Source organism: Microbacterium immunditiarum, assembly GCF_013409785.1.
Lineage (GTDB): Bacteria > Actinomycetota > Actinomycetes > Actinomycetales > Microbacteriaceae > Microbacterium > Microbacterium immunditiarum.
Genome location: NZ_JACCBV010000001.1, coordinates 761,143 through 787,800 on the forward strand (window position 1 = coordinate 761,143; position 26,658 = coordinate 787,800).

The following is a 26,658-nucleotide window of genomic DNA, read 5'->3' on the forward strand; positions in this document are numbered from 1 at the left end:
TCGAACGACGAATCGGGAGCACCATGGGCCGGACCCCCTTCAGAGCAGTGACGGCGATAACCCTCGCCGCGCTGTTCGCCGGTACTGCGACGACAGCCGCCTACGCGAGTCCAGAGGAGGTGCCCCCACTCGTGCCGGCGGAATCGCCGACCGGCACGTACATCGTGGTCCTCGCGGAGGATCCCGTCGCCTCGTACGACGGCGGGGAAGCAGGCCTCGCTCCGACCAAGCCCGACGAGGGCGAAGAGCTCGACACGCGCTCGAACGCCGCGAAGAAGTACGCGGCCTTCCTCGAGAAGCGCCAGGAGGAGGTTGCGTCCGAGGTCGGCGCCGACCCGAAGGCGACCTACCAGGTGGCCTTGAACGGCTTCAGCGCCAAGCTGTCGCCCGAGCAGGTCGGTCAGCTCACGGCGAGCAAGGACGTCGTGGGCGTCTATCCCGAGCAGATCTTCCACCCTGACGCCGTGTCGTCGACCGAGTTCCTGGGCCTTGAAGGACCCGGCGGTGTGTGGGAGGCCGTGGGCGGAACGGATGCCGCGGGCCAGGGCGTCGTCGTCGGCGTCGTCGACACCGGCATCGCACCCGAGAACCCCTCGTTCGCGGGCGACCCGCTCGGCACGATCCCGTCGGCCGACACCCCGTATCTCGCCGGCAACAACGTCGTGTTCGAGAAGGCCGACGGCGGAACCTTCAGCAGCGCCCGAGTCACAGGTCAGCAGTGGTCGAACGACGCGTACTCGACGAAGCTCGTCGGCGGGAAGTACTTCTCGACCGGCGCCGCGGCCGCGGGCTTCGACTTCACGTACGACTACCTGTCGCCGCGTGACGGCGACGGCCATGGCTCGCACACCGCGAGCACGGCCGCCGGCAACAACGGCGTCCCCGCCTCGATCGCGGGCGTCGACTTCGGTGCCATCTCGGGTGTCGCGCCGGCCGCCAAGGTCGCGATGTACAAGGCGTGCTTCGTCGGGCCCGACCCGCTCGTGACGACCGATGACATCTGCGCCGGCAGCGACCTGCTCAACGCGATCGACGCCGCGGTCGACGACGGCGTCGACGTCATCAACTTCTCGATCGGCGGCGGCACGGCCGTCTCGTCGTGGGAGCCGATCGACCAGATGTTCTTCAACGCGGGTCTTGCGGGCGTCTTCGTGGCCGTGAGCGCCGGAAACGCCGGTCCCGCTCCGACGACGGCCGACCACGCGTCGCCGTGGTACACGACGGTCGCCGCGTCGACCATCCCGACGTACGAGGGCACCGTCGAGCTCGGCGACGGCCAGCAGTTCGCGGGCGTCTCGGTGACGGTGCCGTTCGACGGGACGGTGACCGGCTCCGCGATCTACTCGGGCGACGCAGCGGCGACGGGTGTGCCGGTCGAGAACGCACGACTGTGCTTCCTCGACTCGCTCGACCCGGCCAAGGTCGCGGGCAAGATCGTGGTCTGCGACCGCGGCACCAACGCCCGCGTCGAGAAGTCGCAGGAGGTCGCCGACAAGGGCGGCGTCGGCATGGTGCTCGTGAACGTCACGCCGGGCTCGCTCGACAACGACTTCCACTCGGTGCCGACCGTGCACATCGACGCGCAGTACCGCAACGCGGTCCTCTCGTACGTGACCGGCACGACCGACGCGGTCGTGACGCTGCACCCGAGCAACCTGACCGACGTCGTCACGCCGACACCGCAGATCGCGGGCTTCTCGAGCCGCGGCCCGATGATCGCCGAGGACGGCGACATCATCAAGCCCGACATCGCGGCCCCGGGTGTCGCGATCCTCGCGGCAGCCCACAACGCGGAGGGCGCCGACCCGACGTTCGAGTTCAAGTCGGGTACGTCGATGGCATCGCCGCACATCGCGGGTCTCGCCGCGCTGTACCTCGGGGTGCACCCGAACGCGACGCCGGGCGAGATCAAGTCGGCGATGATGACCACCGCCTACGACACGGTCGACGCCGGCGGTGCCGACGTGACCGACCCGTTCGCGCAGGGCGCGGGCCACGTCGACCCGACGCGGTTCTTCGACCCGGGTCTGCTGTACCTCAACGGGCCGCTCGACTGGGCCGCGTACGTGGAGGGCATCGGCGGGTACGACTGGGCCGGCGTCGAGCCGATCGACCCGAGCGACCTGAACATCGCCTCGATCGGCATCGGCACGCTCGCCGGGCCGCAGACCGTGACGCGCACGCTCACCTCGACGCGTGCCGGCACCTACACGGCGGAGGTGGACTTCCCCGGATTCGACGTGACCGTCGAGCCGTCGACGCTCACCTTCGGCGCGGCCGGCGAGTCGCAGGACGCCTCGATCACGATCGCCCGCAGCGACGCCCCCGTCGACGAGTGGTCGACCGGCTTCCTGACGTGGGTGGGCGCTGACGGCACCACCGTGCGGTCGCCGATGGCGGCGAAGCCGGCTTCGGTCGACGCGCCCGACGCGGCGAGCGGCACCGGCATCACCGGCAGCACCGACATCACGGTCGAGTCGTGGCTCGAGGGTGAAGTCCAGCTCGGCGTCGCGGGCCTCGCGCCGGTGCGTCTGCTGAAGGACCCCGACAACGACGTGCCCGGCCACTCGGGTGACGAGAACTCCGCACCGGTCGACGACCCGACCCAGGCTCGTCAGATCCTCTGGATCGAGACGATCGAGCCCGGTACGCGACTCGCCCAGTGGACGCTCGACTCGTCGGACGACGCGGGCAGCGACCTCGACCTGTACGTCTACCGCGTCGTGAGCCCGACCGACCTTCGCTACTACGAGCGATTCCTGTCGGCTTCGGCGTCGGCCGACGAGCAGGTGACGCTCGACAACCCGACCGCGGGAACGTACGCGATCGTGGCGGACCTGTACGCGACGCCGAACCCGATGACGTGGGACCTCACCTCGGCGATCGTCGGCCCGAACGGCGAGGGGTCGTTCACCGCGACGCCCAACCCGCTCCCGCTGTCGTTCGGGCAGGAGGCGACGTTCACGGTCTCGTGGACCGGCCTGCAGCCCGACACGACGTACCTCGGCGTCATCGGCTACGGCGCGTCGCCGGTGCGCACGCTCGTGACGGTCGAGTCGGGTGCGGCGGCTCCTGTCGCCAAGTCCGCGCCGACGATCACGGGTGCCGCGAAGGTCGGCAGCACGCTCAAGGCGAAGCCGGGCACGTGGGAACCGAAGGGCGTCACCTTCGAGTACCAGTGGCTGCGCAACGGCGAACCCATCGACGGCGCGACGGGCACGCAGTACAAGGTGACCTCGACGGACGTCGGCACGGCGCTCTCGGTGCGGGTCACCGCCACCGAGGCGGGCAACCCGAACGCCGGCACCGCCGTCAGCAAGGAAGTGTTCGTCAAGGACAAGTCCCGCACGACGGTCTCGATGAACCGCTATCTCGGCACCACGTCGCACAGCTACGCGGTGACGGTCGGTGTCACGGCGGGCGGCGCTTCGGCCGAGGGCACGGTGAACGTGTGGGTCGACACGAAGAAGTACACGGGCACCCTCGCGGACGGCTCGGTCACCTTCAACCTGCCGAAGCAGAAGAAGGGCGTCCACGTCGTCATTGCCGAGTACGTCGGCACTGACACCGTCGAGGCATCCGCGAGCGTCTCGGGCTTCATCGTCCTGAAGTAGCCCGCAGCGCACGACGACAGCGCCGCCCTCTCGATTCGAGGGGGCGGCGCTGTTCTCGTACGGGCGGGAGTCAGACTCGCCGGCGCCGGCGAGTGAGCCGCACGGCGGGAAGGGGCGGAGCCGGAATCCGCTCGTCGCCGTGGTCGACGACGCGGCCGAAGCGGGCCGACCCGGCCTCCCAGGCCTCTCGGGCCTCGGCGATCTCCTCGTGGCTGCGGCCGACGAAGTTCCACCACATGACGACGTCGTCCTCGAAGGGCTCGCCGCCGAGCACGAACATCGTGGCACCCGTCGCGCTGCTCACCTCGATGACGTCGCGGCCGGTTCCGAAGTAGAGCAGGTGTGAGTCGTCGAGGGGGGTCGTCGCGGATGCCTCGGCCGCGGCATCCGCGACGCCGTCGATGCCCACCAGGGCGTACTCCCAATCCGGCCGCAGGGGGATGCGCACACGTGAGCCCGCGGGCACGCGCACCTCGGCTCCGACGATCGGCGTGTGGACGGTGGCGGGCGAGCGGACCCCCGCGAGCTCGCCGAGCACGACGATCGCCGAACCCGCGGCGCCCTCGAGCGCATCGAGGGTGAGCTCGGGGAGGTCCTCGTGCCGCTCGAAGTCCGGAGCGCCGTGACGGCGCGACTCGGGGAGGGCGACCCACAGCTGCAGCGCGTCCAGCGGAATCGGGCCCTCGCCGACGGAGTACTCCGAGTGCGCGATGCCCTCACCGCTCGTCATCAGGTTGAGCGCGCCGCGGCGGACGACGACGTCACTGCCGACCGAGTCCCGGTGGCGCACGTCGCCCGCGAACGGCCACGTCACCGTCTGCAGGCCGATGTGCGGATGCGGCTCGACGCGCATGCGCGTCGTCTGCGGCCCGAACCGGTCGAGGAAGCACCACGCGCCGACGAGCGGAAGGTCGCGCTGCGGAAGCGAGCGTCGCACGTGCATCGCGCGGACGCCGCCGAGCGGCACTTCGCGCGATTCGAGCAGGAGAGCGCGGGGACCGCCGGTGGCGGCATCCGGCTCATGGTGTCGAAGCGGGGCCTCCGCCTCGGCGACGGACGCGTCAGCGTCCAGCCTGGTCATCCCTGCCTCCGGCGACGGACCAGTCGACGTCGAGCCCCTCGACGTGGTTCTCGCGCAGATACCGGCGCACGAACGGGCACAGCGGGATGATCCGCTCGCCGCGACGTGCGACGTCGGCGAGCGCCTCCGACACGAGCACCTTTCCGAGTCCGCGGCCCGAGAAGGCCGGGTCGATCTCGGTGTGGGGGAAGATCAGCTCGCCGTTGGGGGTCGGCTGGAAGAGAGTGAAGCCGGCGAGCACGTCGCCGACGTGGATCTCGTAGCGGCCGGCCCCGTCGTCTCTTGTGACGGTGAGCTCATCAGTGGAGGTGGGCATGTGTGCAATCCCTTCGTCGTCGTCTTCAACGTACGGGCGGGGGATCGTGTTCCGCCAGGGTGGGCACCTCGGCGCCTATCGCGTCTCCGGGGTAGGGGATGGCGCAGAGGAAGGATGCTTCGGCAGCATCCGGTCCTACGCCCGCGCCATCTCCTACGTCGGGGGACGGCGTCCGAGGCTGGCAGACTCGAGGGATGGTCTCGACTCACCCCGGCGGGGATTCGGCCGCCGGGCTGCTCGACCTCGTGCCTGCCGGCGCGGATGAGGACACGGCGTACACGGGCTTCGTCGCGTGGGCGCAGTCGCGCGGCTTCACGCTGTACCCCGCGCAGGACGAGGCCGTCATCGAGATCGTCTCCGGGGCGAACGTCGTGCTCTCGACGCCGACCGGAACGGGCAAGTCGCTCGTCGCGATCGCGGCGCACGCGATGTGCCTCGCGCGCGGCGGCCGCACGTACTACACCGCCCCGATCAAGGCGCTCGTGAGCGAGAAGTTCTTCGCGCTCGTCGACATCTTCGGCGCGGCGAACGTGGGCATGGTCACAGGCGACTCGTCTGTGAACCCGGATGCTCCGATCGTGTGCTGCACGGCCGAGATCCTCGCGAATCTCGCGCTGCGGCAGGGGCCTGATGCGGGCGTGGACCAGGTCGTGATGGACGAGTTCCACTACTACGGCGACCCCGAGCGCGGATTGGCGTGGCAGGTGCCGTTGCTGCTCCTTCCGCGCGCGCAGTTCGTGCTCATGTCGGCGACCCTCGGTGACGTCACCGCGATCGCCGACGACCTCACGCGCCGCACCGGCCGCCCCACCGCGCGCATCAACGGCGTCGAGCGCCCGGTGCCGCTGCACTTCTCGTACGAGCGCACGCCCGTGCACGAGGTGCTCGAGCGGCTGCTCGAGCAGGGTGAGGCACCTGTCTACATCGTCCACTTCTCGCAGGCGGCGGCGGTCGAACGGGCGCAGGCGCTCGCGTCGGTGCGGGTCTCGACGCGCGAGCAGCGCGACGCGATCGCCGAGGCGATCGGCGGCTTCCGCTTCACGACCGGCTTCGGCAAGACGCTCTCGCGGCTCGTGCGCGCGGGGATCGGCGTGCACCACGCGGGCATGCTGCCGCGCTATCGGCGGCTCGTCGAGACGCTCGCGCAGCGCGGTCTCCTGCGCGTGATCTGCGGCACCGACACGCTCGGGGTCGGCATCAACGTGCCGATCCGCACGGTCGTGATCACGGCGCTGTCGAAGTACGACGGAACACGGATGCGCCAGCTCACCGCGCGCGAGTTCCATCAGGTCGCGGGGCGGGCGGGTCGTGCGGGGTACGACCCCTACGGCAACGTCGTCGTGATGGCGCCCGAGTGGGAGATCGAGAACGCCGTCGCGCTCGCGAAGGCCGGTGACGACCCCGCCAAGCGCAAGAAGATCGTGCGCAAGAAGGCGCCGACGGGCGTCGTGAACTGGGGCGAGGGATCGTTCGAGCGCCTCGTCGAGGCGTCGCCGGAGCCGCTCGTGCCGCAGCTGCAGCTGACGGCGGCCATGCTCATCAACGTGATCGCGCGCGGCGGCGACGCGTTCGCGAACGTGCGATCGCTCGTGTTCGACAACCACCAGACACGCTCGCAGCAGTACGCTCTCGCGCGGCGCGCGCTCGCGATCTTCCGCACGCTGAAGGCCGCAGGCGTCGTGGTGGCCGATGGCGGCGGCATCCGTCTCACCGTCGACCTGCAGCCCAACTTCGCGCTGAACCAGCCGCTGTCGCCGTTCGCGCTCGCCGCGATCGAGCTGCTGGACCCGACGGATGCCCCGGGCGCCGCCGGCACCGGACACTATGCCCTCGACGTCGTGAGCGTCATCGAGGCGACCCTCGACGACCCGCGCGCGGTGCTCGCGCAGCAGGAGTTCAAGGCCCGCGGTGAGGCGGTGGCCGCGATGAAGCAGGAGGGGCTCGACTACGACGAGCGCATGGCCCTGCTGGAAGACGTGACGTATCCGAAGCCGCTCGCGGAGCTGCTGCAGCAGGCGTTCGAGGTGTTCGCGTCGAGCCAGCCGTGGGTGCGCGACTTCGAGCTGTCGCCGAAGTCGGTCGTGCGCGACATGTTCGTGCGCGCGCTGTCGTTCGGGGAGTTCGTCTCGTTCTACCAGCTCGGCCGCAGCGAGGGCCTCGTGCTGCGGTACCTGAGCGACGCGTACCGCGCGATTCGACAGACCGTGCCCGTCGACGCGCAGACGCCCGAGCTCGTCGACGTGATCGAGTGGCTCGGCGAACTCGTGCGGCAGGTGGACTCGAGCCTCGTCGACGAGTGGTCGGCGCTCATCGCACCGCCTGACGACCCGGATGCCCCGATCGTCCCGCCCGCGCCGCCGTCGGTGCTCACCAACCGTCGTGCGTTCGTCGTGCTCGTGCGCAACGAGCTCTTCCGGCGCGTGCAGCTCGCCGCGCTGCAGCGCGACGACGAGCTCGTCGAACTCGATCCCGACGTCGATTGGCCCGCCGCGCTCGACCGCTACTACGACGAGCACGACGAGATCCTCACGGGGGGACCGGCGCGCTCGCCGCGACTTGTCACGATCGACGACGCGGATGCCGCGGCATCCGGTGTCTGGCGCGTCGAGCAGACGATCGACGACCCCGACGGGAATCACGACTGGCGCATCCGCGCCGTCGTCGACCTCGGCGCGTCGGAAGAGGAGGGCACCGCGGTCGTGCGGGTCACCGAGGTCGCGCGGCTGTAGATCGGGGTCGGGCTTTCCCTTGCGGGCCAGATGCGTCCAGGTTGCGCGAACAACGGCCGGATGCCGCGCGCCGCGACGTCATTCGCGCGATGCCGTCGGGGTCGGGATCGCCCCGGACTCGGCGAGGAGGTCCGCGAGCTCGACCCGTGAGCCGATGCCGAGCTTCGTGTACACCTTGCGCAGGTGGTACTCCACGGTCTTCGGGCTGAGGAAGAGCGCGGCGGCCGTCTCGCGGGTCGTGCGCCCCTCCGTCAGCAGCACGCACACCTGCAGCTCCTGCGGCGTGAGGCTCTCGATCGGATTCGCACCCGGCGTGCGCACGTGCTCGCCTGTCGCCGTGAGCTCGGTCGCCGCACGCTCGGCCCATACGCGGGCGCCGAGCTCGGCGAAGGTGTCGAGGGCAGCGCGCAGCTGCACGCGCGCGTCGACCCGCCGGCCCTCGCGCCGCAGCCGCTCGCCGTATGCGAGGCGGGTGCGGGCGGTCTCGAACGCATCGAGGGTCTGCTCGTGTCGTGCGAGTGCCGAGTCGAAGTGCGCTTCGAACCCGTCTCCGGCGGTGGCGATCCCGACGGCGCGGTCGGCCCGGGCGAGCGCCCACGGCTGACCCTTGTCGGCCGCGCGCTCGTGATGCTCGACGGCGAGCTCCCGCGCGCGGTCGCGCTCGCCGAGCCGCACCAGCGCGTCCGCGAGCTCGGGCGCGGGGGAGAGGTCGACATCGTCGATGCCCAGGCGCTCGAGCAGCTCGGCGAGCTCGGTGAGCGCCTCGGCTGCCTTCCGCGCGTCGCCGAGCGAGAGCGCGAGGTCGCCGCGGGCGAGGCCAACCCACACCTCCCCGATGTGGATGTCGCGCGAGATGCACAGCTCTCGCGCCTCCGTCCCGTGGGCGAGACAGTCGTCCGCCCGCCCCGCGTGGGAGTCGAGCCAGCACAGCCCCGCGAGTGACATCGCCAGCTCGGTGGCCTGGCCGGTCTCCCGCGCGAGGCGGATCGACTCGGTGTAATCCGCTTCGGCCCTCGCCCACGACGCCCCGGACGTCGCCTCGTCGCGCGCCACGTGGAAGAGCACCGCCGGCAGCGCTCCGACACCCGCCTGGCCGCGCACCTCGTTCACGAGCGCGCGAAGCCGCGCGCCGCTGGTCGCGTCCCGCAGGAAGAGGGGCGCGAGCAGCAGCCACGAGAGCCGGCGCGGATCGTGACGCAGATCGGGGTCGGACTCGAGGAGGGGTACGGCCGCCCGGATCTCCTCGACGCCGCCGCCTCCCGCGAGGACTCGCGCCATTCCCGTCGCCATCAGCCCGAGCGCGCGAGCGCGAGGCTCCGTGAGGCTCGGCTGAAGTGCGGCAAGGCGATCGGCGAGTGACGAGGCGGTGTGCGCGTCGCCCAGATAGAACCCGGCGTGCACGGCATCCGCGAGGGCGATCGAGACGTCGTCGGAGCGGTCGGCCTGGTCGGCGGCGAGGAGCAGGAAGTCGCGCGCCTCCCGGACCGACCCGCCGCGCGCGGCGATCGACGCCCGCAGCTCGATCTCGCGGATGTCGCGTCCGCCGCGAGCCTGCGCCCCTCGCTCGTTCAGCAGCGCGAGCGCGCGTTCGCCGTCGCCTGCCGACCACGCCGCGTCCGCCGCCCGCAGAAGTCGTGCCGCGCGATCGCCGGCGTCGGGCGACAGCCGCGCCGACCGCTCGAACGCGCCCGAGGCGATCGAATGCGCACCGCGGGCGATCGCGAGGTCACCTGTCTCGGCGAGCAGAGCCGCGACAGCGGCATCCGGATGCCACACGGCCTCGGAAAGATGCCATGCCCTGCGATCCACGTCGTCGACGGGGGTCGAGTCCGCGGCCGCGCGGTGCGCGGCGCGCCTTTCGCTCGCGGACGCGCCGGAGTACGCGGCGGCACGAAGAAGCGGATGCCGGAACTCCACACGCTGGCCGTGCACGCCGATCAGCCCGAGGTCCGCTGCGTCGTCGAGCCGCCCCGCGTCGAGGCCCAGAGCTGCGCACGTCCGTGCGATGAGCGATCGGTCCGTTCCGCACACGGCGGCGGTGAGCAGCACGCCGCGGCACTCGTCGTCGAGCTGCGCGAGCCGCCGCCCGAACGCCTCGGTGAGTGCGCGCGGCACGCGGACCGGCAACCCCGCTTCGACGCCCTCCGCGACCTCGCGCTCCGCGCCGCGGAGCTCCAGCAGTGCGAGCGGGTTGCCGTCGGTGACGCGGTGCAGCAGCCGCACGCGCTCGTCCGACAGCGACGCGTTCGGCGTGTGTGCGAGCAGCTGGCGGGCGGCGTCGAGATCGAGGCCGGCGAGCGCAAGCGTCGGCAGACCCGCCACGAGCGCGTCGCCCTCAGGGCTGCGGGCGGCGAGCAGCACGAGCACGGGGTCGGCCGACAGCCGCCGCGCTGCGAAGAGGAGGGCGTTCACGGACGGGGCATCCGCCACGTGCAGGTCGTCGACGACCACCGCGACCGGAGCCTCCTCGGCGTATCGGCAGATGAGGCTCAGCACCGCCGCGCCGATCGTGAACCGGTCGACGGCGTCGCGCGGCGCGGACGCGCGCGGCAGCGCGAGGGCGGCGGCGAGCGCATCCGCCTGGACCGGCGGGATCTCGTCGAGGGAGTCGAGCGCGGGGCGCAGCAGCTGCAGCAGCATCGCGAACGGGATCTCACGCTCTGACTCGTAGCCGCTCGCGCGAAGCGTCCGCATGCCCTCGAAGGCCGATGCCGCGTGCTCGAGGAGCGCACTCTTGCCCGCTCCGGCCTCGCCCGTCACCGCGAGCACACCGCTCGCCCCGAGGCGGGCACCTGCCACGAGGCGATCGATCACGTGCTGCTCGGCCTTCCGACCCACGAGCATGCCCCGAGTCTACGAACGCCGCCCACGACTAGGGGGGTGCCCGGATGCGGCGGCGGAACGCCGATTCCTACCGTCGAGACACCGAACACCGCACAGACGGCTGAGGAGGATCCCATGACCATCATCGAGCAGCCCACCCGGATCGACCCCGACAAGCTCATGAGCTTCGTCTTCAGGGCGGTCGACGAAGTGGGCGCGACGCTGAACGCCGGACTTGTCGTCCTCGGCGACAAGCTCGGCTACTACCGCGACCTCGCCGAGCACGGGCCCAGCACGCCCGCGCAGCTCGCCGAGCGCACGGAGACCGCCGAGCCGTACGCGCGCGAGTGGCTCAACGCGCAGGCCGCCGGCGGCTACGTCACGTACGACCCCGAGACCCGGCGGTACACGCTGCCGCCCGAGCACGCGGTCGCGATGACCGATCCGGACAGCCCCGCGTTCCTGCCCGGCTTCTTCCAGATCGCTCTCGGCACGGTGCACGACACGCAGCACATCGTCGAGGCGGCGCGCAGCGGTGCCGGGTTCGGCTGGCACCAGCACGACACCGACGTGCACGTGGGGTGCGAGCGGTTCTTCCGTCCGAGCTACCACGCGAACCTCGTCGGCTCGTGGATCCCCGCGCTCGAAGGCGTGCAGGAGAAGCTCGAGGCGGGCGCGCTCGTAGCCGACGTCGGCTGCGGCCACGGCGCCTCCACGATCCTGCTCGCGCAGGCGTTCCCGAACTCGCGGTTCGTCGGGTCGGACTACCACGCCGAGTCGATCGCGACCGCCCGCGCCCGCGCGGCGGAGGCCGGAGTCGAGGACCGAGTGCGGTTCGAGGTCGCGTCCGCGCAGGAGTTCACCGGCAGCGGCTACGACCTTGTCGCGATGTTCGACTCGCTGCACGACATGGGCGACCCGGTCGGCGCGGCGCGACGCGTGCGCGAGGTCATCGCCGCCGACGGCACGTGGATGATCGTCGAGCCGATGGCCGGCGACCGCGTCGAGGACAACTTCAACCCCGTCGGACGGGCGTACTACGGCTTCTCGACGCTGCTGTGCACGCCGTCCTCGCTGTCGCAGGACGTGGGCCTCGCGCTCGGCACGCAGGCGGGGCCCGCCCGCATCCGCGACGTCACCGCCGCGGGAGGGTTCACGCGGTTCCGCAGCGTCGCCGAGACGCCGTTCAACCGCGTGCTCGAGGTGCGGCCCTGACGTCCAGCGGATGAGGGGAGCACACTGGGGGAATGGGCACCGTGCCGGGGCGCAGCACCACCTGGGTCCGCGCGCAGCAGCGTCCGCGGCGGGCCCTGTTCCTCTCGTCCCCGATCGGTCTCGGGCACGCGCGCCGCGACATCGCGATCGCGCAGGAGCTGCGCAGGCTCCACCCGGACCTCCAGATCGACTGGCTCGCCCAGCACCCGGTCACGCGAGTGCTCGCGGATGCCGGAGAACCTGTGCATCCGGCATCCGCCTCGCTCGCCAACGAGTCCGCGCACATCGAGGACGAGTCGGCCGATCACGACCTGCACGCGTTCCAGGCGATCCGCCGCATGGACGAGATCCTCGTGAACAACTTCATGGTCTTCAACGACGTCGTCGACGAGACGTACTACGACCTCGTGATCGGCGACGAGGCGTGGGACGTCGACTACTTCCTGCACGAGAATCCCGAGCTCAAGCGCTTCGCGTTCGCGTGGCTCACGGACTTCGTCGGCTGGCTCCCCATGCCGGCCGGCGGCGACGCCGAGGCCGCGCTCACGGCCGATTACAACGCCGAGATGCTCGAGCAGCGCGCGCGGTATCGCCGGCTGCGGGACCGCTCGATCTTCGTCGGCAATCCGGATGACGTCGTCGACGAGTCGTTCGGACCGGGGCTGCCGCGCATCCGCGAGTGGACCGAGGCGAACTACGACTTCGCCGGTTACGTGACCGGCTTCGAACCGCTCGACGAGGCAGCACGTGCGGACGTGCGCGCCGACCTCGGGATCGTGCCCGACGAGCTGCTGTGTGTCGTCACGGTGGGCGGATCGGGGGTGGGCGAGGCGCTCCTGCGCCGAGTGATCGACGCGATCCCTCTCGCGCGGCAGCGGCAGCCCCGGCTGCGGTTCCTCGTGGTGACCGGCCCGCGCATCGACCCCGACGATCTGCCCCGGCCCGAGGGCGCGATGGTCCGCGGCTATGTGCCCGAGCTCTACCGACTGCTCGCGGCGTGCGACGTCGCCGTCGTGCAGGGCGGGCTCACGACGTGCATGGAGCTCACCGCCGCGCAGCGCCCGTTCGTGTACGTGCCGCTCGAGAACCACTTCGAGCAGAACATCCACGTGCGCCACCGGCTCGGGCGATACGGGTCGGGGTGCTGCATCCGCTATCACGAGACGGATGCCACCGTCCTCGCCGACGCGATCGTGAGCGAGGTCGGCACGAAGCCGCGCTATCGCCCGGTCGAGACCGACGGCGCCGCTCGCGCGGCCGCTCTGCTCGCGGAGCTGATCTGATGCGCGCGCGGCAGCCGGACGACAGCGGCACCGTCCGAGTCGACGGGGTCGGCATCCACTACGAGGTGTACGGCTCGGGTGAGCCGACGGTGTACCTGATGATGCCCGACACGATCGTCCCCAGCGAGGCGTGGAAGGCGCAGGTGCCCTTCCTCGCGCGCTCCTTCCGCGTGGTCGTGAGCGACCCGCCCGGCAACGGCGGCAGTGATGCTCCAGAGGACGAGGACGCTTACTCGGGCCGCTCGCTGATGGACCAGCAGTGGGCCGTGCTCGACGCGATCGGCGCCGAGCGCGCGGTGCTCGTCGGGCTGTGCTCGGGGGCCGGGCACGCAGTGCTCATGGCCGCCGAGGCCCCCGACCGCGTGCTGGGCGTGTGCTCGATCAACCCGGGACTCATGCTGAGCGAGCCGCTCGCGCACAAGGTGCGGTACGACTACGACGAGCCGCGGGAATCGTACGAGGGCTGGCAGAAGATGAACCGCCACTACTGGGTCGCCGACTGGCCGGGGTTCGCCGAGTTCTTCTTCACCGAGATGTTCCCCGAACCGCACTCGACCAAGCAGTTCGAGGACTGCGTCGAGTGGGCGCTGCAGACGACTCCCGAGACGATGGTGCGGGCCGGGTACGGCCCCGCCTATCCGGGCAGCGAAGCGGCCACGGTCGCGGCCTGCGAAGCCGTGCGATGCCCCGTGCTCGTGATCGTGGGAACGCTCGACCGGTGCCAGCATCCGGCACGTGGCATCCGGCTCGCCGCCCTGACCGGGGGCGACCTCGTCGTGATCGAGGGGGCCGGGCACCTCCCGCAGGCGCGCGACCCCGTGAAGGTGAACCTCCTGCTGCGGGATTTCGTGCGTCGCGTCGCGCCTGCGCCCGGGTCGGCGCGCCCGGGTGCGCTCGCCTCCAGTGCCCCGAGATCGCACGAATGACGATCGGATGCCGCGCCGCGTCGTGATTCGCGCGATCTCGGCGGGGCCCGCGGGCGTTTCTGCACCGCGCTGGAATGGCGTCGAGATTGCGCGAATGACGGGCGGATGCCGCCGTGCGACGTCATTCGCGCAATCTCGGGCGGGTCGGGGCGGGCTGGGGGTGGGTTGCGGCGGGTCGGGGGCGGGTGCGAAGGCGGGGCGGCGGGAGCGACGGCTCCTCCCCAGGCCGGTGGTCCGCGGCGGATCGTGCGGGCGGCGGTGGTCGCGAGGGGCGAGTCGGATGCCGCGGCTACCCTGGACCGCGTGACTGATCATCCGGGCGACCTGTACGCCGACCTCGACTGGGCCGACGTCGACGCGCCGCCCGACGACTCGTGGGCGCCGCCCGAAGACGGGTGGACGCCTCCGCCCGACGAGTTCGCACCCCCGCCGTCGGCGGACCTGTTCGACGGCGCGCCGCGCCGCGAGCACACGGGATCCGACCCGCGCGATGTGCTGCGCGAGGTCTTCGGGTACGACGCGTTCCGCGGCGACCAGGCCGCGATCGTCGACCACGTGATCGACGGCGGCGACGCGGTCGTGCTCATGCCGACCGGCGGCGGCAAGAGCATCACATACCAGGTGCCGGCGCTCGTGCGACCGGGCACCGGGCTCGTGATCAGTCCGCTCATCGCGCTCATGCACGACCAGGTCGACGCGCTCATCGCCAACGGTGTGCGGGCGGCCTACCTCAACTCGACCCAGGCGCCGTTCGAGCGAGCCGCGGTCGAGCGCGCGTACCTCGCGGGTGAGCTCGATCTCGTCTACGTCGCACCAGAACGGCTGTCGGCGCCCGCGACGACGAAGCTTCTGCAGCGCGGTCGACTTAGCGTCATCGCGATCGACGAGGCGCACTGCGTGTCGCAGTGGGGTCACGACTTCCGGCCCGACTATCTCGCGCTCGGCGACCTCGCCGAGCGGTTCCCCGGTGTTCCTCGCATGGCGCTGACCGCGACGGCGACGCGCGCGACCCATCGCGAGCTGACCGAGCGCCTGCGCCTGCCCGAGGCGAAGCACTTCGTCGCGAGCTTCGACCGCCCGAACATCCAGTACCGCATCGAGCCGAAGGTCGATCCGCGGCGGCAGCTGCTCGGGTTCATCCGTTCGATGCCCGAGGCGTCCGCTGGAATCGTCTACGCACTGAGCCGCAAGTCCGTCGAGCAGACGGCCGAGTTCCTGCGCGGGCAGGGGATCGACGCGCTTCCGTATCACGCGGGGCTCGAGGCATCCGTCCGCTCCGCGAACCAAGCGCGGTTCCTGCGCGACGACGGCGTCGTCATGGTCGCGACGATCGCGTTCGGCATGGGCATCGACAAGCCGGACGTGCGCTTCGTCGCCCACATCGACCTGCCGAAGTCGGTCGAGGGCTACTACCAGGAGACGGGTCGCGCCGGCCGTGACGGCGAGCCGGCGATCGCGTGGATGGCGTACGGACTCGGTGACGTCGTGCAGCAACGGCGTCTCATCGACCAGAGCCCCGGAGATCGCGCGTACAAGATGCGCATGGGACAGCACCTCGACGCGATGCTTGCGCTGTGCGAGACCGTCGAGTGCCGACGCCAGAACCTCCTCGCGTACTTCGGCCAGGAGTCCGAGTCGTGCGGCAACTGCGACACATGCCTCGAGCCGCCCGAGACGTGGGACGGGCTCGTCGCCTCGCAGAAGCTCCTGTCGACCATCGTGCGGCTGCAACGCGAGCGCGGTCAGGCGTTCGGCGCGGGCCATCTGATCGACATCCTGCGAGGCGCAGACACCGAGCGCATCCGTCAGCAGGGGCACGGCTCCCTCTCGACCTACGGACTCGGCGCCGACCTGAACGACCAGGACTGGCGCAGCGTCGTGCGCCAGCTGCTCGCTCGCGGCATCCTGGTGGCACGCGGCGAGTACGGGACGCTCGCGCTCGGCGAGTCGGCGGCCGGTGTGCTCAAGGGCGAGGTGCCCGTTCCGCTGCGCCGTGATGTGCTCGGTCGCGGCGGCTCGGCGGGGTCACGCGGGCGGAAGGCACCGGCTGCGGAGTCGCTCGCCGACGAGGACCGTGAGCTCTTCGAAACCCTCCGCGCGTGGCGGGCGAGCGTCGCGCGCGAGCAGGGCGTGCCGGCCTACATCGTGTTCGGCGACGCGACGCTGCGCGCGCTCGCCGAGCACCGCCCCGCGACGCTCGCCGACCTCGACGGGATCTCGGGCATCGGGGCGAAGAAGCGCGAGGCCTACGGCGAGGCCGTGCTCGAGGTCATTGCCGCCGCGTGATGCGGGGGCGGCGTTTGAGTAGCGTGGCAGCCGTGCGCATCACGACGAGGAATGCCCGGTTCCAGGTGTGGCAGTCGCTCCTCGCGAACCGGAAGACGCGGCAGCGCGAAGGCGAGTTCATCGTGCAGGGGGTGCGGCCGATCACGCTCGCCCTCGAGCACGGGTGGGACTTCCGCGCGGTGGTCTTCGACGAGAGCCGCACACTCTCGCGGTGGGCCGCCGGGATCCTCGAGCGCACGCCGTCCGCGCGGCACGTCGCGATGTCGCCCGAGCTCATCGCGGAGCTCGGCGAGAAGTCCGAGGGCGCGCCTGAGCTCGTCGCCGTGGTCGCGATGCGCCCCGACGCGCTCGACCGCATCGCCACGGGTGAACAGCAACTGACCGTCGTCTTCGATCGCCCCACCCAGCCGGGGAACATCGGATCGCTCGTCCGCTCGGCCGACGCATTCGGGGCGACGGGCGTCATCGTGACGGGCCACGCGGCCGACGTCTACGACCCCAAGTCCGTTCGCGCGAGCACGGGGTCGCTCTTCGCCGTCCCGACGATCCGCATCCCGTCGCCGCGCGGGGTGGTCGAGTGGGCGGACCGGCTCGATTCGCGGCCACTGCTGGTCGGGACGGACGAGTCGGGCGACGTCGACATCGACGACCACGACTTCCGCGGGCCGCACGTCGTCCTGGTCGGCAACGAGACGTCGGGTCTCAGCACCGCCTGGCGCGAGGCCGCGGATCTGATGGTGTGCATACCGATGGTCGGGTCGGCGAGCTCGCTCAACGCGGCGAACGCCGCGACGGCCGTGCTGTACGAGGCCGCCCGCCAGCGTCGCCGCCATGCGGGAGGCCCGCCCGCCGGGTGACGTCCGAGGCGGCCGGCGCACCGGGCTCTCCGATCGGCGCAACACGCCTGCCGTTCGACGGGAGAGTTCCTCTGGCGGGGCCACGCCGCCCTCTAGGCTGTCGCGAGCGGGCGAAGGAGCCCGCGACCCGCGAAGGCGCGCATCGGGAGGGATACGTGGCTCTCAGCAACATCGAGATCGCTCAGGCGGCACACCTCGAGCCCATCGGCACGATCGCAGCGAGCTTGGGCATTCCCGACGAGAGCATCGTGCCATACGGGCACTACAAGGCGAAGGTCGCCCTGTCGTATCTCGCATCCCTGCGCGACAGGCCGCAGGGAAAGCTGATCCTCATGACGGCGGTCTCGCCGACGCCCGCCGGCGAGGGCAAGACCACCACCACGGTCGGCCTCGGCGACGCGCTCACGCGCCTCGGTGAGAAGGCGATGATCTGCCTGCGCGAGCCCGCGCTCGGACCCGTGTTCGGCATGAAGGGCGGTGCCGCCGGGGGCGGCTACGCACAGGTCGTGCCTATGGAGGACATCAACCTCCACTTCACCGGCGACTTCTCCGCGATCGCGGTCGCCACGAACCTGCTCGCGGCGCTCATCGACAACCACATCCACCACGGCAACGCACTCGGCATCGACGTGCGCCGCGTCACGTGGCGCCGCGTGCTCGACGTGAACGACCGTGCACTGCGCGACATCGTGTCCGGCCTCGGCGGTCCCGGCAACGGGTACCCGCGAGAATCCGGATTCGACATCGTCGTCGCGAGCGAGGTCATGGCGGTGTTCTGCCTCGCCCGCAGCCTCGCCGACCTCAAGGCGCGCCTCGGCGAGATCGTCGTCGGCTACACGCGAGACCGCAAGCCCGTCCGGGCGCGCGACCTCAAGGCGCACGGAGCCATGACCGCGGTGCTGCGCGACGCGCTCGCGCCGAACCTCGTGCAGACGATGGAGCACACGCCCGCGTTCGTGCACGGCGGCCCGTTCGCGAACATCGCGCACGGCTGCAACTCGCTCATCGCGACGGCGTCCGCGCTGCGCCTCGCCGACTACGTCGTGACTGAGGCGGGTTTCGGCGCCGACCTCGGGGCGGAGAAGTTCATCGACATCCTGTGCCGCTCGTCCGGGCTGCGCCCGTCGGCCGCGGTCATCGTCGCGACCGTGCGCGCGATGAAGTACCACGGCGGGGTCGAGGTCGCCGACCTGCCCCTCGAGAACGTCGAGGCGCTCCAGCGCGGCACGGTCAACCTGGTCCGTCACGTCCGCACGGTGCGCGAGACGTGGGGCATCCCGGCGGTCGTCGCGATCAACCACAGGGCCGAGGACTCGGATGCCGAGGTGCGGGCGCTCATCGGGGCGGCCGAGGCCGCCGGGGCCAAGGCCGTGGTCGCCAAGCACTTCGCCGAAGGCGGCGCCGGCGCCGAGGAGCTCGCGCGCGAGGTCAGGCGCCTGTGCGACGGCGACGAGTCCGACCTGCGCTTCACCTACCCCGACGACGCGACGCTGTGGGAGAAGATGCGCGCGATCGCGACGCGCATCTACGGGGCATCCGACATCACCGCCTCGACCGCGGTTCGAGCGCAGATCCGCCGCCTTCAGGACGACGGCTACGGCGACTACCCCGTGTGCGTGGCGAAGACGCAGTACTCGTTCTCGACCGACGCGAAGCTGCGCGGCGCTCCCGAGGGACACGTCGTCGACATCCGCGAGGTGAGGCTCGCGGCCGGGGCGCGGTTCATCGTGATGATCTGCGGTGACATCATGACGATGCCCGGCCTTCCGGCGGTGCCCGCGGCGGATTCGATCGACGTCGACGACGAGGGCCGCATCGTCGGCCTCTTCTGAGCGGCCGGGTACCCGCGGCGCGGCATTACGCTCGCTCCCATGGCGCTCACCGACATCCCCTTCCAGACGATGGAGGGCGAGAGAAGGACTCTCGCCGACTTCGACGGCAAGGCCCTCCTGATCGTGAACGTCGCCTCTCGGTGCGGCCTCGCTCCGCAGTACGCCACGCTCGAGCGGCTGCAGCAGGAGTACGGCGATCGCGGCCTGCAGGTGCTCGGCTTCCCGAGCAACCAGTTCCTGCAGGAGCTGCGCAGCAACGAGGCGATCAAGGAGTTCTGCTCGACCACCTACGGCATCACCTTCCCGATCTTCGATCGCATCCGCGTGAACGGGCGGAACGAGCATCCGCTCTACACCGAACTGAAGAAGACACCGGATGCCTCCGGCAAAGCCGGCCGGGTCACCTGGAACTTCGAGAAGTTCCTCGTCGCACCCGACGGCACGATGAGGCGCTTCCGCCCGCACACCGAGCCGGACGACCCGTCGGTGATCGCGGCGATCGAAGAGGCGCTGCCGGGCTGACGCTCACCCGGCGTACGGGAAGGTGCGCACGCGCTCGACCCGGAGCCGGTGGGGGAGCGCGTCGAGGTCGCGCCGCCCGTCCCCGCGCGGGAACTCGAAGACGTCGAGCATGAGCTGCACCGGATAGTCGATACGCTGCGCGACCGTCTTCACCCAGCGATGGTCGATGTAGAACCGCAGCTCGTCGGGGGTCCACGCGACGGCATAGTCGTGGAAGTCGGTGAGGTCGCCCTCGACGCGCACCTTCTCGAACTCGGTCGAAAGGCGCGGGTCGTTCTGGGCCTTGACGCCGACGCCGACCAGGCCGCCCCCGTCGTCGATCTCGGACCCGGAGATCTCGGCGATGCAGATCTCGCCGGAGCGCTCCGGCTCGTCCTCGAAGCCGATCGGCCAGAACGCGACCATCACGTCGGGGTGCCGGATGGCCGCCATGCGCACCTCGATCACGCCGTGGCGCACGAGGTGCAGTCGGCGTTCGGGCTGCGCCTCGCGCACGACGAGGTCGGGCCGGAAGCGGTGCTGCCCGACGGTCGATCCGACGGGACCGGACAGCTCGCCGGTCTGCAGGTGGGAGACGCGGATGCCCCCGTCGAACTCCGGCGACCACGGAGTGGTCTCGGCGTCGATGAGCAGCTCGAGTCCCTCCGGCGCGACCGAGTACCGTGCTTCGCTGCGCTCTCGCGACGACCAGTGCGGCAGGTAGTACGGCCACCAGACGGTCTCGTCGAGCACGCCCTCGTCGAACCGCTCGTCGAGGTCGGGGGCGCTGCCGTCGAGGTCGAGCGGCGTCTCGGGGTTGCCCATGCCGTCATTGTGCTCCCCGCGGGCGACATCCGCACTCGCCGCGGCAAGGGACCAAAGGCCCCCGACCCGGCATCTGCCGGGGCATACCGTCGGCCGCATGGAAACCATGAAAGCGCTCGTGTTCCACGGACCCGGCCTGAAGTCGTGGGACGACGTGCCCAAGCCGACGATCCAGCGGCCCACGGACGTCATCGTGAAGATCGAGACGACGACGATCTGCGGAACCGATCTGCACATCCTCAAGGGCGACGTCCCTGCTGTGACCGACGGTCGCATTCTCGGTCACGAGGGCATCGGCACTGTCGTCGAGACGGGCGACGCGGTCGAGACCCTGAGTGTCGGCGACCGCGTGCTCATCTCGTGCATCTCGGCGTGCGGTCGCTGCGAGTTCTGCAAGAAAGGCATCTACTCGCACTGCCTCGGCGACGAGGGCGCATCCGGCATCGGCTGGATCTTCGGGCACCTCATCGACGGAACGCAGGCGGAGTTCGTCCGTGTGCCGTACGCCGAGACATCCGTCTACAGACTGCCGGACTCGGTGTCGGACCGCGACGCCGTGATGCTCAGCGACATCCTGCCCACCGGCCATGAGATCGGGGTCAAGTACGGCCACGTGAAGCCGGGTGATGTCGTCGCGGTCATCGGCGCCGGTCCGGTGGGTCTCGCGGCCATGATGACGGCGCAGCTCTATGGGCCCTCCCGCGTCATCGCGGTCGACCTCGACGAGAACCGGCTGCAGCAGTCACTGCAGTTCGGTGCGACCCACACGGTCGTGTCGGGCGAGGGGGCGAAGGAGCGCGTCCTCGCCCTCACGGATGGCCTGGGCGTCGACGTCGCGATCGAGGCGGTGGGAGTTCCGCCGACGCTCGGTCTCGCACTCCAGCTCGCGAGGCCGGGTGGCGTCATCGCGAACGTGGGCGTGCACGGCAAGCCGGTCGAGCTTCCGATCCAGGATCTGTGGATTCAGAACATCACGCTCACGACGGGGCTCGTCAACACCGACACGACCGACATGCTCTTGAAGATGGTGGAGTCCGGCAAGCTCGCGGCCGCGAAGTTCGCCAGCCACGAATTCGCGCTGGGAGAAATCCTCGAGGCGTACGACGTGTTCAGCCGCGCGGCAGAGACCAAGGCCCTCAAGGTCGTCATGCAGGCGTGATCGGAACGGATGCGGCGGAGCCGGCATCCGGCCCGCCCCGCTCCGCGCACCCGGCATGCGTCACCGGGCGCGAGACCGGCTGTCGGGTCCGCACAACGAGCGCCGTCGACGGTCGCTCATCGTGTTGTAGAACACCTTCAGCCGACTTGGAGTGAAGTTGTGGGAGTCCTACGGTCAGAGTGACTTGCTCTGTCGATGTCGAAAGGTGATCATCCATGGCTGACGCCGCCGTCCGCACCAAGAAGCCCGCCACCAGCAAGCGCACGCCCGCCGGGGGCGCGCCGACCGCCGCGCACAGCGCCGCCGAGGCATCCGAGCCCCGCATCGACGTCGCGTCGGTGACCGACCTCCTGCTCGGAACGTGGGCGCAGACCCGCCGCGATGCGCGCGAGATGATCAAGGACTCCGCGTTCTGGCGCATCGACGGACAGCCGATGTCCGACCACCGCGAGCGCGTGCTCAGCCAGCTGCACCTGCTCGTCGAGCACGGCGGCTCGAGTCGCGCGTTCCCGAAGGAGTACGGCGGCCTCGAGGACAACGGCGCGAACCTCGCGGGCTTCGAGGAGCTCGTTCTCGCCGACCCGAGCCTGCAGATCAAGTCGGGCGTTCAGTGGGGTCTCTTCGGCTCGGCCATCTACCAGCTCGGCACGAAGAAGCACTGGGACGCGTGGCTGCCCGGCGTCATCGACGTGAGCCTGCCGGGTGCGTTCGCGATGACCGAGACCGGACACGGATCGGATGTCGCGGCCATCGGCACCACGGCCACGTACGACCCCGAGACCGAGGAGTTCGAGATCCACACGCCGTTCCGCGGCGCGTACAAGGACTATCTCGGCAACGCCGCCCTGCACGGCAGAGCGGCGACCGTGTTCGCGCAGCTCATCACGAACGGCGTGAACTACGGCGTGCACTGCTTCTTCGTGCCGATCCGCGACGACGCGGGCGACATGCTGCCCGGCATCAAGAGCGAGGACGACGGCGTCAAGGGCGGCCTCAACGGCATCGACAACGGACGCCTCGCGTTCGACCAGGTGCGCGTGCCGCGCTTCAACCTGCTCGACCGGTACGGCCAGGTCGCGCCCGACGGCACCTACACGAGCGACATCCCCTCGCCCGGCCGTCGCTTCTTCACGATGCTCGGCGCGCTCGTGCAGGGCCGCGTGTCGCTCGACGGCGCCGCGACGGTCGGCACCGCGCTCGCGCTCCATATCGCGCTCACGTATGCGAACCAGCGCCGTCAGTTCGATTCGGGCACCGGCACCGAAGAAGTCGTGCTGCTCGACTACGGCAAGCACCAGCGGCGCCTGCTGCCGCTGCTCGCCCAGAACTACGCGCAGTTCTTCGCCCACGACGAGCTGCTCAAGAAGTTCGACGGCGTGTTCTCAGGTCGCACAGACACCCCTGACGAGCGCGAGGATCTCGAGACGCTCGCCGCCGCGCTGAAGCCCCTCAGCACGTGGAACGCGCTCGCGACGATCCAGGAGGCGCGCGAGGCCTGCGGCGGCGCGGGCTTCCTCGCCGAGAACCGCTTCGTCGGACTGCACCAGGACCTCGACGTGTACGTCACGTTCGAGGGCGACAACAACGTCCTCCTGCAACTGGTCGGCAAGCGTCTGCTGAGCGACTTCGCGAAGCAGTTCAAGGGCGCGGATGCCGCGAAGCTCGCGCGCTACGCGGTCGGACAGACCGCCGGCAAGGTGTTCCACGGCGCCGGACTCCGGCAGCTCGGACAGGCCGTCGCCGACTTCGGCTCGACCGCCCGCTCGGTCGAGCTCGGCCTGCGGGAGGAGCAGCAGCACGAGCTGCTCGCGGGCCGTGTGCAGCAGATGGTGGCCGACCTCGCCGCCGCGTTGCGCCCCGCGTCGAAGCTCTCGCAGGCAGAGGCGGCAGAGCTGTTCAACGTGCACCAGGCCGAGCTCATCGAGGCGGCCCGTGCGCACGCCGAGCTGCTCCAGTGGGAGGCGTTCACCGACGGCGTGAACCGCATCGCAGACGAGGGCACGAAGCGCGTGCTCACGTGGCTGCGCGACCTGTTCGGCCTGCACCTGATCGAGAAGCACCTCGCGTGGTATCTCATCAACGGACGACTGTCGACGCAGCGCGCGGCATCCGTCTCGCGCTACATCGACCGCCTCTCCGCCCGCCTCCGCCCGCACGCCCAGGACCTCGTCGACGCGTACGGCTTCGAGCCCGAGCACGTGCGCGCTCCCATCGCGTCGGGTGCCGAGCAGCAGCGGCAGGACGAGGCGCGCGAGTACTACCGCGGGCTCAAGGCGTCGGGCGAGATGCCCCTGTCGGAGAAGTCGCTCAAGAAGAAGTAGCGGCGCGCGCCGGGTCCGGGTGCGGCGCGGCCGGTCACTCCGACCAGCCGCACATCCCGCAGTCGCCGCTCGCCGACACCTCGACGAAGCAGTTCGGGCACATCGCCCGTGTGACGTCGCGGGTGCTCGGCGTGCGGCGGGAAGGCGCTCGCTCGGCGGGCGGTCGCGACTTCGCCCGCGGCGCCGCGGCCGCCGGAGCCTCGCGCCGCACGACGACGGGACGGTGCTCGGCGCAGTAGAACCGCACGAACCCGTCGTGGTTCTTCGGATGCCGGTGCTTGACCGCCCACAGCTCGGTGCGCGGCCGCGGCTCGGAGTCGGCGCCGCACGTGAAGCAGCGCGTCGGGTCTCCGGGAACGACGTCGGCCACCAGCACGGGGCTCTCGAACGGGATGGCGTCCCGCCAGTCGGATGACGCGACGATCCTCATGACATTCCTCTCGTGCGGTGCCGGGGGAGGCGCACCTGCACTTCAACGGTAAGCGACTCGCGGGCGTGTCGTCGCCCCGGCGCATTGATAACGGAACGGTAACGATGCGAGAGCGCGATGACACGATTCGCCCGGTCCGGACATTTCCCTGGTGAGGCGCACCGCGGCGCACGGCTTCGCGCTCGCATCGCCTCGTGAGGGGATCGCGTTTCGGGGCGTGATCCCCTCGATCGCGTTCTGCGTCGTCGCGTCCCGATACGATGCGACCTTCCGACGAAGGGAACCGACGGATGCTCCGCGACGACGACCGAGACCTCATGCGCGCCGTCGGGCGTTACCTCGGGCACGTGAACTCCCTCCGCGATCAGGAGCGTCGCGCCGAGCGCACCCCGCTCGGCGACCGGATCTCGGAGCATCTCGGAACGGATGCCGCGGCGCTCCCCGTCGTGCAGGAGGCGATCGCCGACCACCGTCTCGTCGACGCCGACATCGCCCTCGAGCTCATCGCGGCTGAGAGCGGGGGCGAGCTTCTCGGCGTGGGCGGAGGGGAGCAGCGGCTGCACAGCGGCATGGCCGAGCTCGTGAACAGCCCGCACGTGCCCTTCCCGATCGGGCCGGTCGACTACTCGGAGCGCGCGACCGGCCCCGCCGGCAGCCGACGTGTCGTCGCGATGGGCGTCCGCCTGCTCGCGCACGAGGGCCGCCCGATCGCGCTCGTCCAGCGCGCGGCGGCTCCGCACATGGGCCGGCCGACCGGGCTGGTGGAGGTCATGGGCGAAGACCCCGACGTCGTGTCGTCGTTCCTCGACCGCGTGCGCGCGCTCATGATCGAGCACAGCGTGCTGCGCGGTCAGGTGCTCTCGTTCGTGCCGACGGAGTACGGGCGCGACGCGGGCGCGACCTTCCTCTCGCGCCCGGACGTCGCGGCCGAGCAGGTCATCCTCCCCGAGGGGCTGCTCGACGAGGTCGTGCAGCACGTCGTCGGCATCGGCGACCACCGCGAGCTGCTCCGGGCGGCGAACCAGCACCTCAAGCGCGGCGTGCTGCTGTACGGGCCTCCCGGCACCGGCAAGACCCTCACCGTGCGTCACCTGCTCTCGCGCACGCCCGACATCACCGCCGTGCTGCTCATGGGCTCCAGCATCCGGTTCATCAGCGCCGCGGCCGAGATCGCGCGCACGTTCCAGCCCTCGCTCGTCGTGCTCGAAGACATCGACCTGGTTGCGATGGAGCGCCACGGCTCGCCGCAGCCGCTCCTGTTCGAGGTGCTCGAGGCGCTCGACGGACTCGACGGAGACGCCGACGTCGCGTTCGTCATGACGACGAACCGCGTCGACGTGCTCGAGCGTGCGCTCGCCGAGCGACCCGGCCGTGTGGACCTCGCGGTGGAGGTTCCCCTTCCCGCGCTCGCGGAGCGGGAGCGCCTGTACCGTCACTACGCCGACCGGCTGTCGTTCTCGGACGAGGCGCTCCGCGCCGCCGCGGAGACGACCGAGGGCGTCACCGGATCGTTCGCGAAGGAGCTCATCCGTCGCAGCGTGCTGCTGGCGGCGACCCGCGGCGAGGAGGTCGCGGACGAGCACCTGGCCGAGGCGCTCGAAGAGCTCGCGAGCGAGCGGCAGAAGCTCACGCGCCGCCTGCTGGGCACGGACCCGCCCGAGGAGGGCGGTGATGACGCGCGGCCCGGAGCGTGGGCGACGAGCGTCGGCGCGTTCGCCTTTCGGCCGCTCGGCTGAGTCGAGCGACGCCGGCGCCCGTGTCGGCGCACGACGCTAGCGTGGGCGGAATGAGCCTCGATGTCGCCGTCGACGAGACCGGAGTCGCGCGCTGCGCATGGGCGGACTCCGATTCCGAGTACCGCCGCTACCACGACGAGGAGTGGGGCACCCCGCTGCACGGGGACCGCGCGCTGTTCGAGAAGATGAGCCTCGAGGGCTTCCAGGCGGGGCTGTCGTGGATCACGATCCTGCGCAAGCGCCCACGGTTCCGCGAGGCGTTCGCGGGGTTCGAGCCCGAGGCGATCGCGCAGTTCGGCGACGACGACATCGAACGGCTCATGGCCGACGCGGGCATCGTGCGCAATCGGGCGAAGATCCTCGCGACGATCTCGAACGCCCGGGTGGTGGCCGAAATGGCGGAGGGCGAGCTCGACGAGCTCATGTGGTCGTTCGCGCCGCCCGCGGATGCCCGGCCGCGGCCGCGATCGTTCGCCGAGATCCCCGCGACGACACCCGAGTCGAAGGCCATGAGCAAGGTGCTGCTCGCGCGCGGGTTCCGCTTCGTCGGGCCCACGACGATGTACGCCCTCATGCAGTCGGCGGGCATGGTCGACGACCACGTCGAGGGGTGCTGGCGCGCGGCATCCGGCTCGTCTGCTGCGGCACGTGGGGATTTGTCCCCATCGAGTCGCCGCCCCGCCGGCGCGTAGCCTGACGAGGCGTTCGGGACGGCGGCCCGGGA

General features: G+C 70.9%; 18 protein-coding genes. 13 read left to right on the forward strand and 5 right to left on the reverse strand.

Going from position 1 to position 26,658, the window contains the following annotated elements:
* Positions 1-23 precede the first annotated feature (23 nt).
* The gene (locus tag BJ991_RS03420; RefSeq protein WP_179487471.1) at positions 24-3,614 is read left to right on the forward strand and encodes a S8 family serine peptidase; all 3,591 of its coding nucleotides are present in this window, start codon (positions 24-26) and stop codon (positions 3,612-3,614) included.
* Between the two features lie 70 nt (positions 3,615-3,684).
* Here BJ991_RS03420 and BJ991_RS03425 read toward each other — a convergent pair whose 3' ends face one another.
* Positions 3,685-4,695, reverse strand: a complete 1,011-nt coding sequence (locus tag BJ991_RS03425) for a pirin family protein (RefSeq protein ID WP_179487473.1) — start codon at positions 4,693-4,695, stop codon at positions 3,685-3,687.
* Positions 4,676-5,011, reverse strand: coding sequence for a GNAT family N-acetyltransferase (locus BJ991_RS03430; RefSeq protein ID WP_179487475.1), 336 nt, complete (start codon positions 5,009-5,011; stop codon positions 4,676-4,678). Before BJ991_RS03430 ends, BJ991_RS03425 begins: the two co-directional genes overlap by 20 nt.
* A gap of 194 nt (positions 5,012-5,205) precedes the next feature.
* Here BJ991_RS03430 and BJ991_RS03435 point away from each other — a divergent pair, with 194 nt between their 5' ends.
* Entirely contained in the window at positions 5,206-7,740 is a 2,535-nt protein-coding gene (locus BJ991_RS03435) for a DEAD/DEAH box helicase (protein WP_179487477.1), read from the forward strand.
* Positions 7,741-7,818: 78 nt separating this feature from the next.
* On the opposite strand, the gene BJ991_RS03440 is transcribed toward BJ991_RS03435, so the two are convergent.
* Positions 7,819-10,584, reverse strand: a complete 2,766-nt coding sequence (locus BJ991_RS03440) for a helix-turn-helix transcriptional regulator (protein WP_179487479.1) — start codon at positions 10,582-10,584, stop codon at positions 7,819-7,821.
* Between the two features lie 114 nt (positions 10,585-10,698).
* Between BJ991_RS03440 and BJ991_RS03445 the strand changes: the two genes are divergently transcribed.
* From BJ991_RS03445 to BJ991_RS03475, 7 genes are all read left to right on the forward strand, one after another.
* The gene (locus tag BJ991_RS03445) at positions 10,699-11,778 is read left to right on the forward strand and encodes a class I SAM-dependent methyltransferase (RefSeq protein ID WP_179487481.1); all 1,080 of its coding nucleotides are present in this window, start codon (positions 10,699-10,701) and stop codon (positions 11,776-11,778) included.
* 32 nt (positions 11,779-11,810) lie between these two features.
* Positions 11,811-13,061, forward strand: coding sequence for a glycosyltransferase (locus tag BJ991_RS03450; protein ID WP_179487483.1), 1,251 nt, complete (start codon positions 11,811-11,813; stop codon positions 13,059-13,061).
* Positions 13,061-13,987 carry an alpha/beta fold hydrolase gene (locus BJ991_RS03455; RefSeq protein ID WP_179487485.1) on the forward strand — a complete coding sequence of 309 codons (927 nt, stop codon included), beginning with the start codon at positions 13,061-13,063 and terminating at the stop codon, positions 13,985-13,987. The genes BJ991_RS03450 and BJ991_RS03455 overlap by 1 nt, the downstream gene beginning before the upstream one ends.
* Before the next feature lie 294 nt (positions 13,988-14,281).
* Positions 14,282-16,273 (forward strand): DNA helicase RecQ, encoded by a 1,992-nt coding sequence (gene recQ / locus BJ991_RS03460; protein WP_246301217.1) that lies wholly within the window; start codon positions 14,282-14,284, stop codon positions 16,271-16,273.
* Between the two features lie 32 nt (positions 16,274-16,305).
* Positions 16,306-17,130, forward strand: coding sequence for a TrmH family RNA methyltransferase (locus BJ991_RS03465; protein ID WP_343048635.1), 825 nt, complete (start codon positions 16,306-16,308; stop codon positions 17,128-17,130).
* Positions 17,131-17,285: 155 nt separating this feature from the next.
* Positions 17,286-18,962: a formate--tetrahydrofolate ligase gene (locus tag BJ991_RS03470; RefSeq protein WP_179487491.1), complete on the forward strand. Its 1,677-nt coding sequence runs from the start codon at positions 17,286-17,288 to the stop codon at positions 18,960-18,962.
* A gap of 39 nt (positions 18,963-19,001) precedes the next feature.
* The gene (locus tag BJ991_RS03475) at positions 19,002-19,484 is read left to right on the forward strand and encodes a glutathione peroxidase (protein ID WP_179487493.1); all 483 of its coding nucleotides are present in this window, start codon (positions 19,002-19,004) and stop codon (positions 19,482-19,484) included.
* 3 nt (positions 19,485-19,487) lie between these two features.
* On the opposite strand, the gene BJ991_RS03480 is transcribed toward BJ991_RS03475, so the two are convergent.
* Positions 19,488-20,288 carry a glycoside hydrolase family 16 protein gene (locus BJ991_RS03480; RefSeq protein WP_179487495.1) on the reverse strand — a complete coding sequence of 267 codons (801 nt, stop codon included), beginning with the start codon at positions 20,286-20,288 and terminating at the stop codon, positions 19,488-19,490.
* Between the two features lie 106 nt (positions 20,289-20,394).
* Here BJ991_RS03480 and BJ991_RS03485 point away from each other — a divergent pair, with 106 nt between their 5' ends.
* Positions 20,395-21,447 carry a zinc-dependent alcohol dehydrogenase family protein gene (locus BJ991_RS03485; protein ID WP_179492456.1) on the forward strand — a complete coding sequence of 351 codons (1,053 nt, stop codon included), beginning with the start codon at positions 20,395-20,397 and terminating at the stop codon, positions 21,445-21,447.
* A gap of 215 nt (positions 21,448-21,662) precedes the next feature.
* Positions 21,663-23,768, forward strand: coding sequence for an acyl-CoA dehydrogenase family protein (locus tag BJ991_RS03490; RefSeq protein WP_179487497.1), 2,106 nt, complete (start codon positions 21,663-21,665; stop codon positions 23,766-23,768).
* A gap of 34 nt (positions 23,769-23,802) precedes the next feature.
* On the opposite strand, the gene BJ991_RS03495 is transcribed toward BJ991_RS03490, so the two are convergent.
* On the reverse strand, positions 23,803-24,198 hold the full coding sequence (locus BJ991_RS03495; RefSeq protein ID WP_179487499.1) for a glucose-6-phosphate dehydrogenase: 396 nt from the start codon (positions 24,196-24,198) through the stop codon (positions 23,803-23,805).
* Positions 24,199-24,488: 290 nt separating this feature from the next.
* Here BJ991_RS03495 and BJ991_RS03500 point away from each other — a divergent pair, with 290 nt between their 5' ends.
* Together BJ991_RS03500 and BJ991_RS03505 are read left to right on the forward strand one after the other, a co-directional pair.
* Positions 24,489-25,934 (forward strand): AAA family ATPase, encoded by a 1,446-nt coding sequence (locus BJ991_RS03500; RefSeq protein ID WP_179487501.1) that lies wholly within the window; start codon positions 24,489-24,491, stop codon positions 25,932-25,934.
* Between the two features lie 50 nt (positions 25,935-25,984).
* Entirely contained in the window at positions 25,985-26,626 is a 642-nt protein-coding gene (locus BJ991_RS03505) for a DNA-3-methyladenine glycosylase I (protein ID WP_179487503.1), read from the forward strand.
* Positions 26,627-26,658 lie beyond the last annotated feature (32 nt).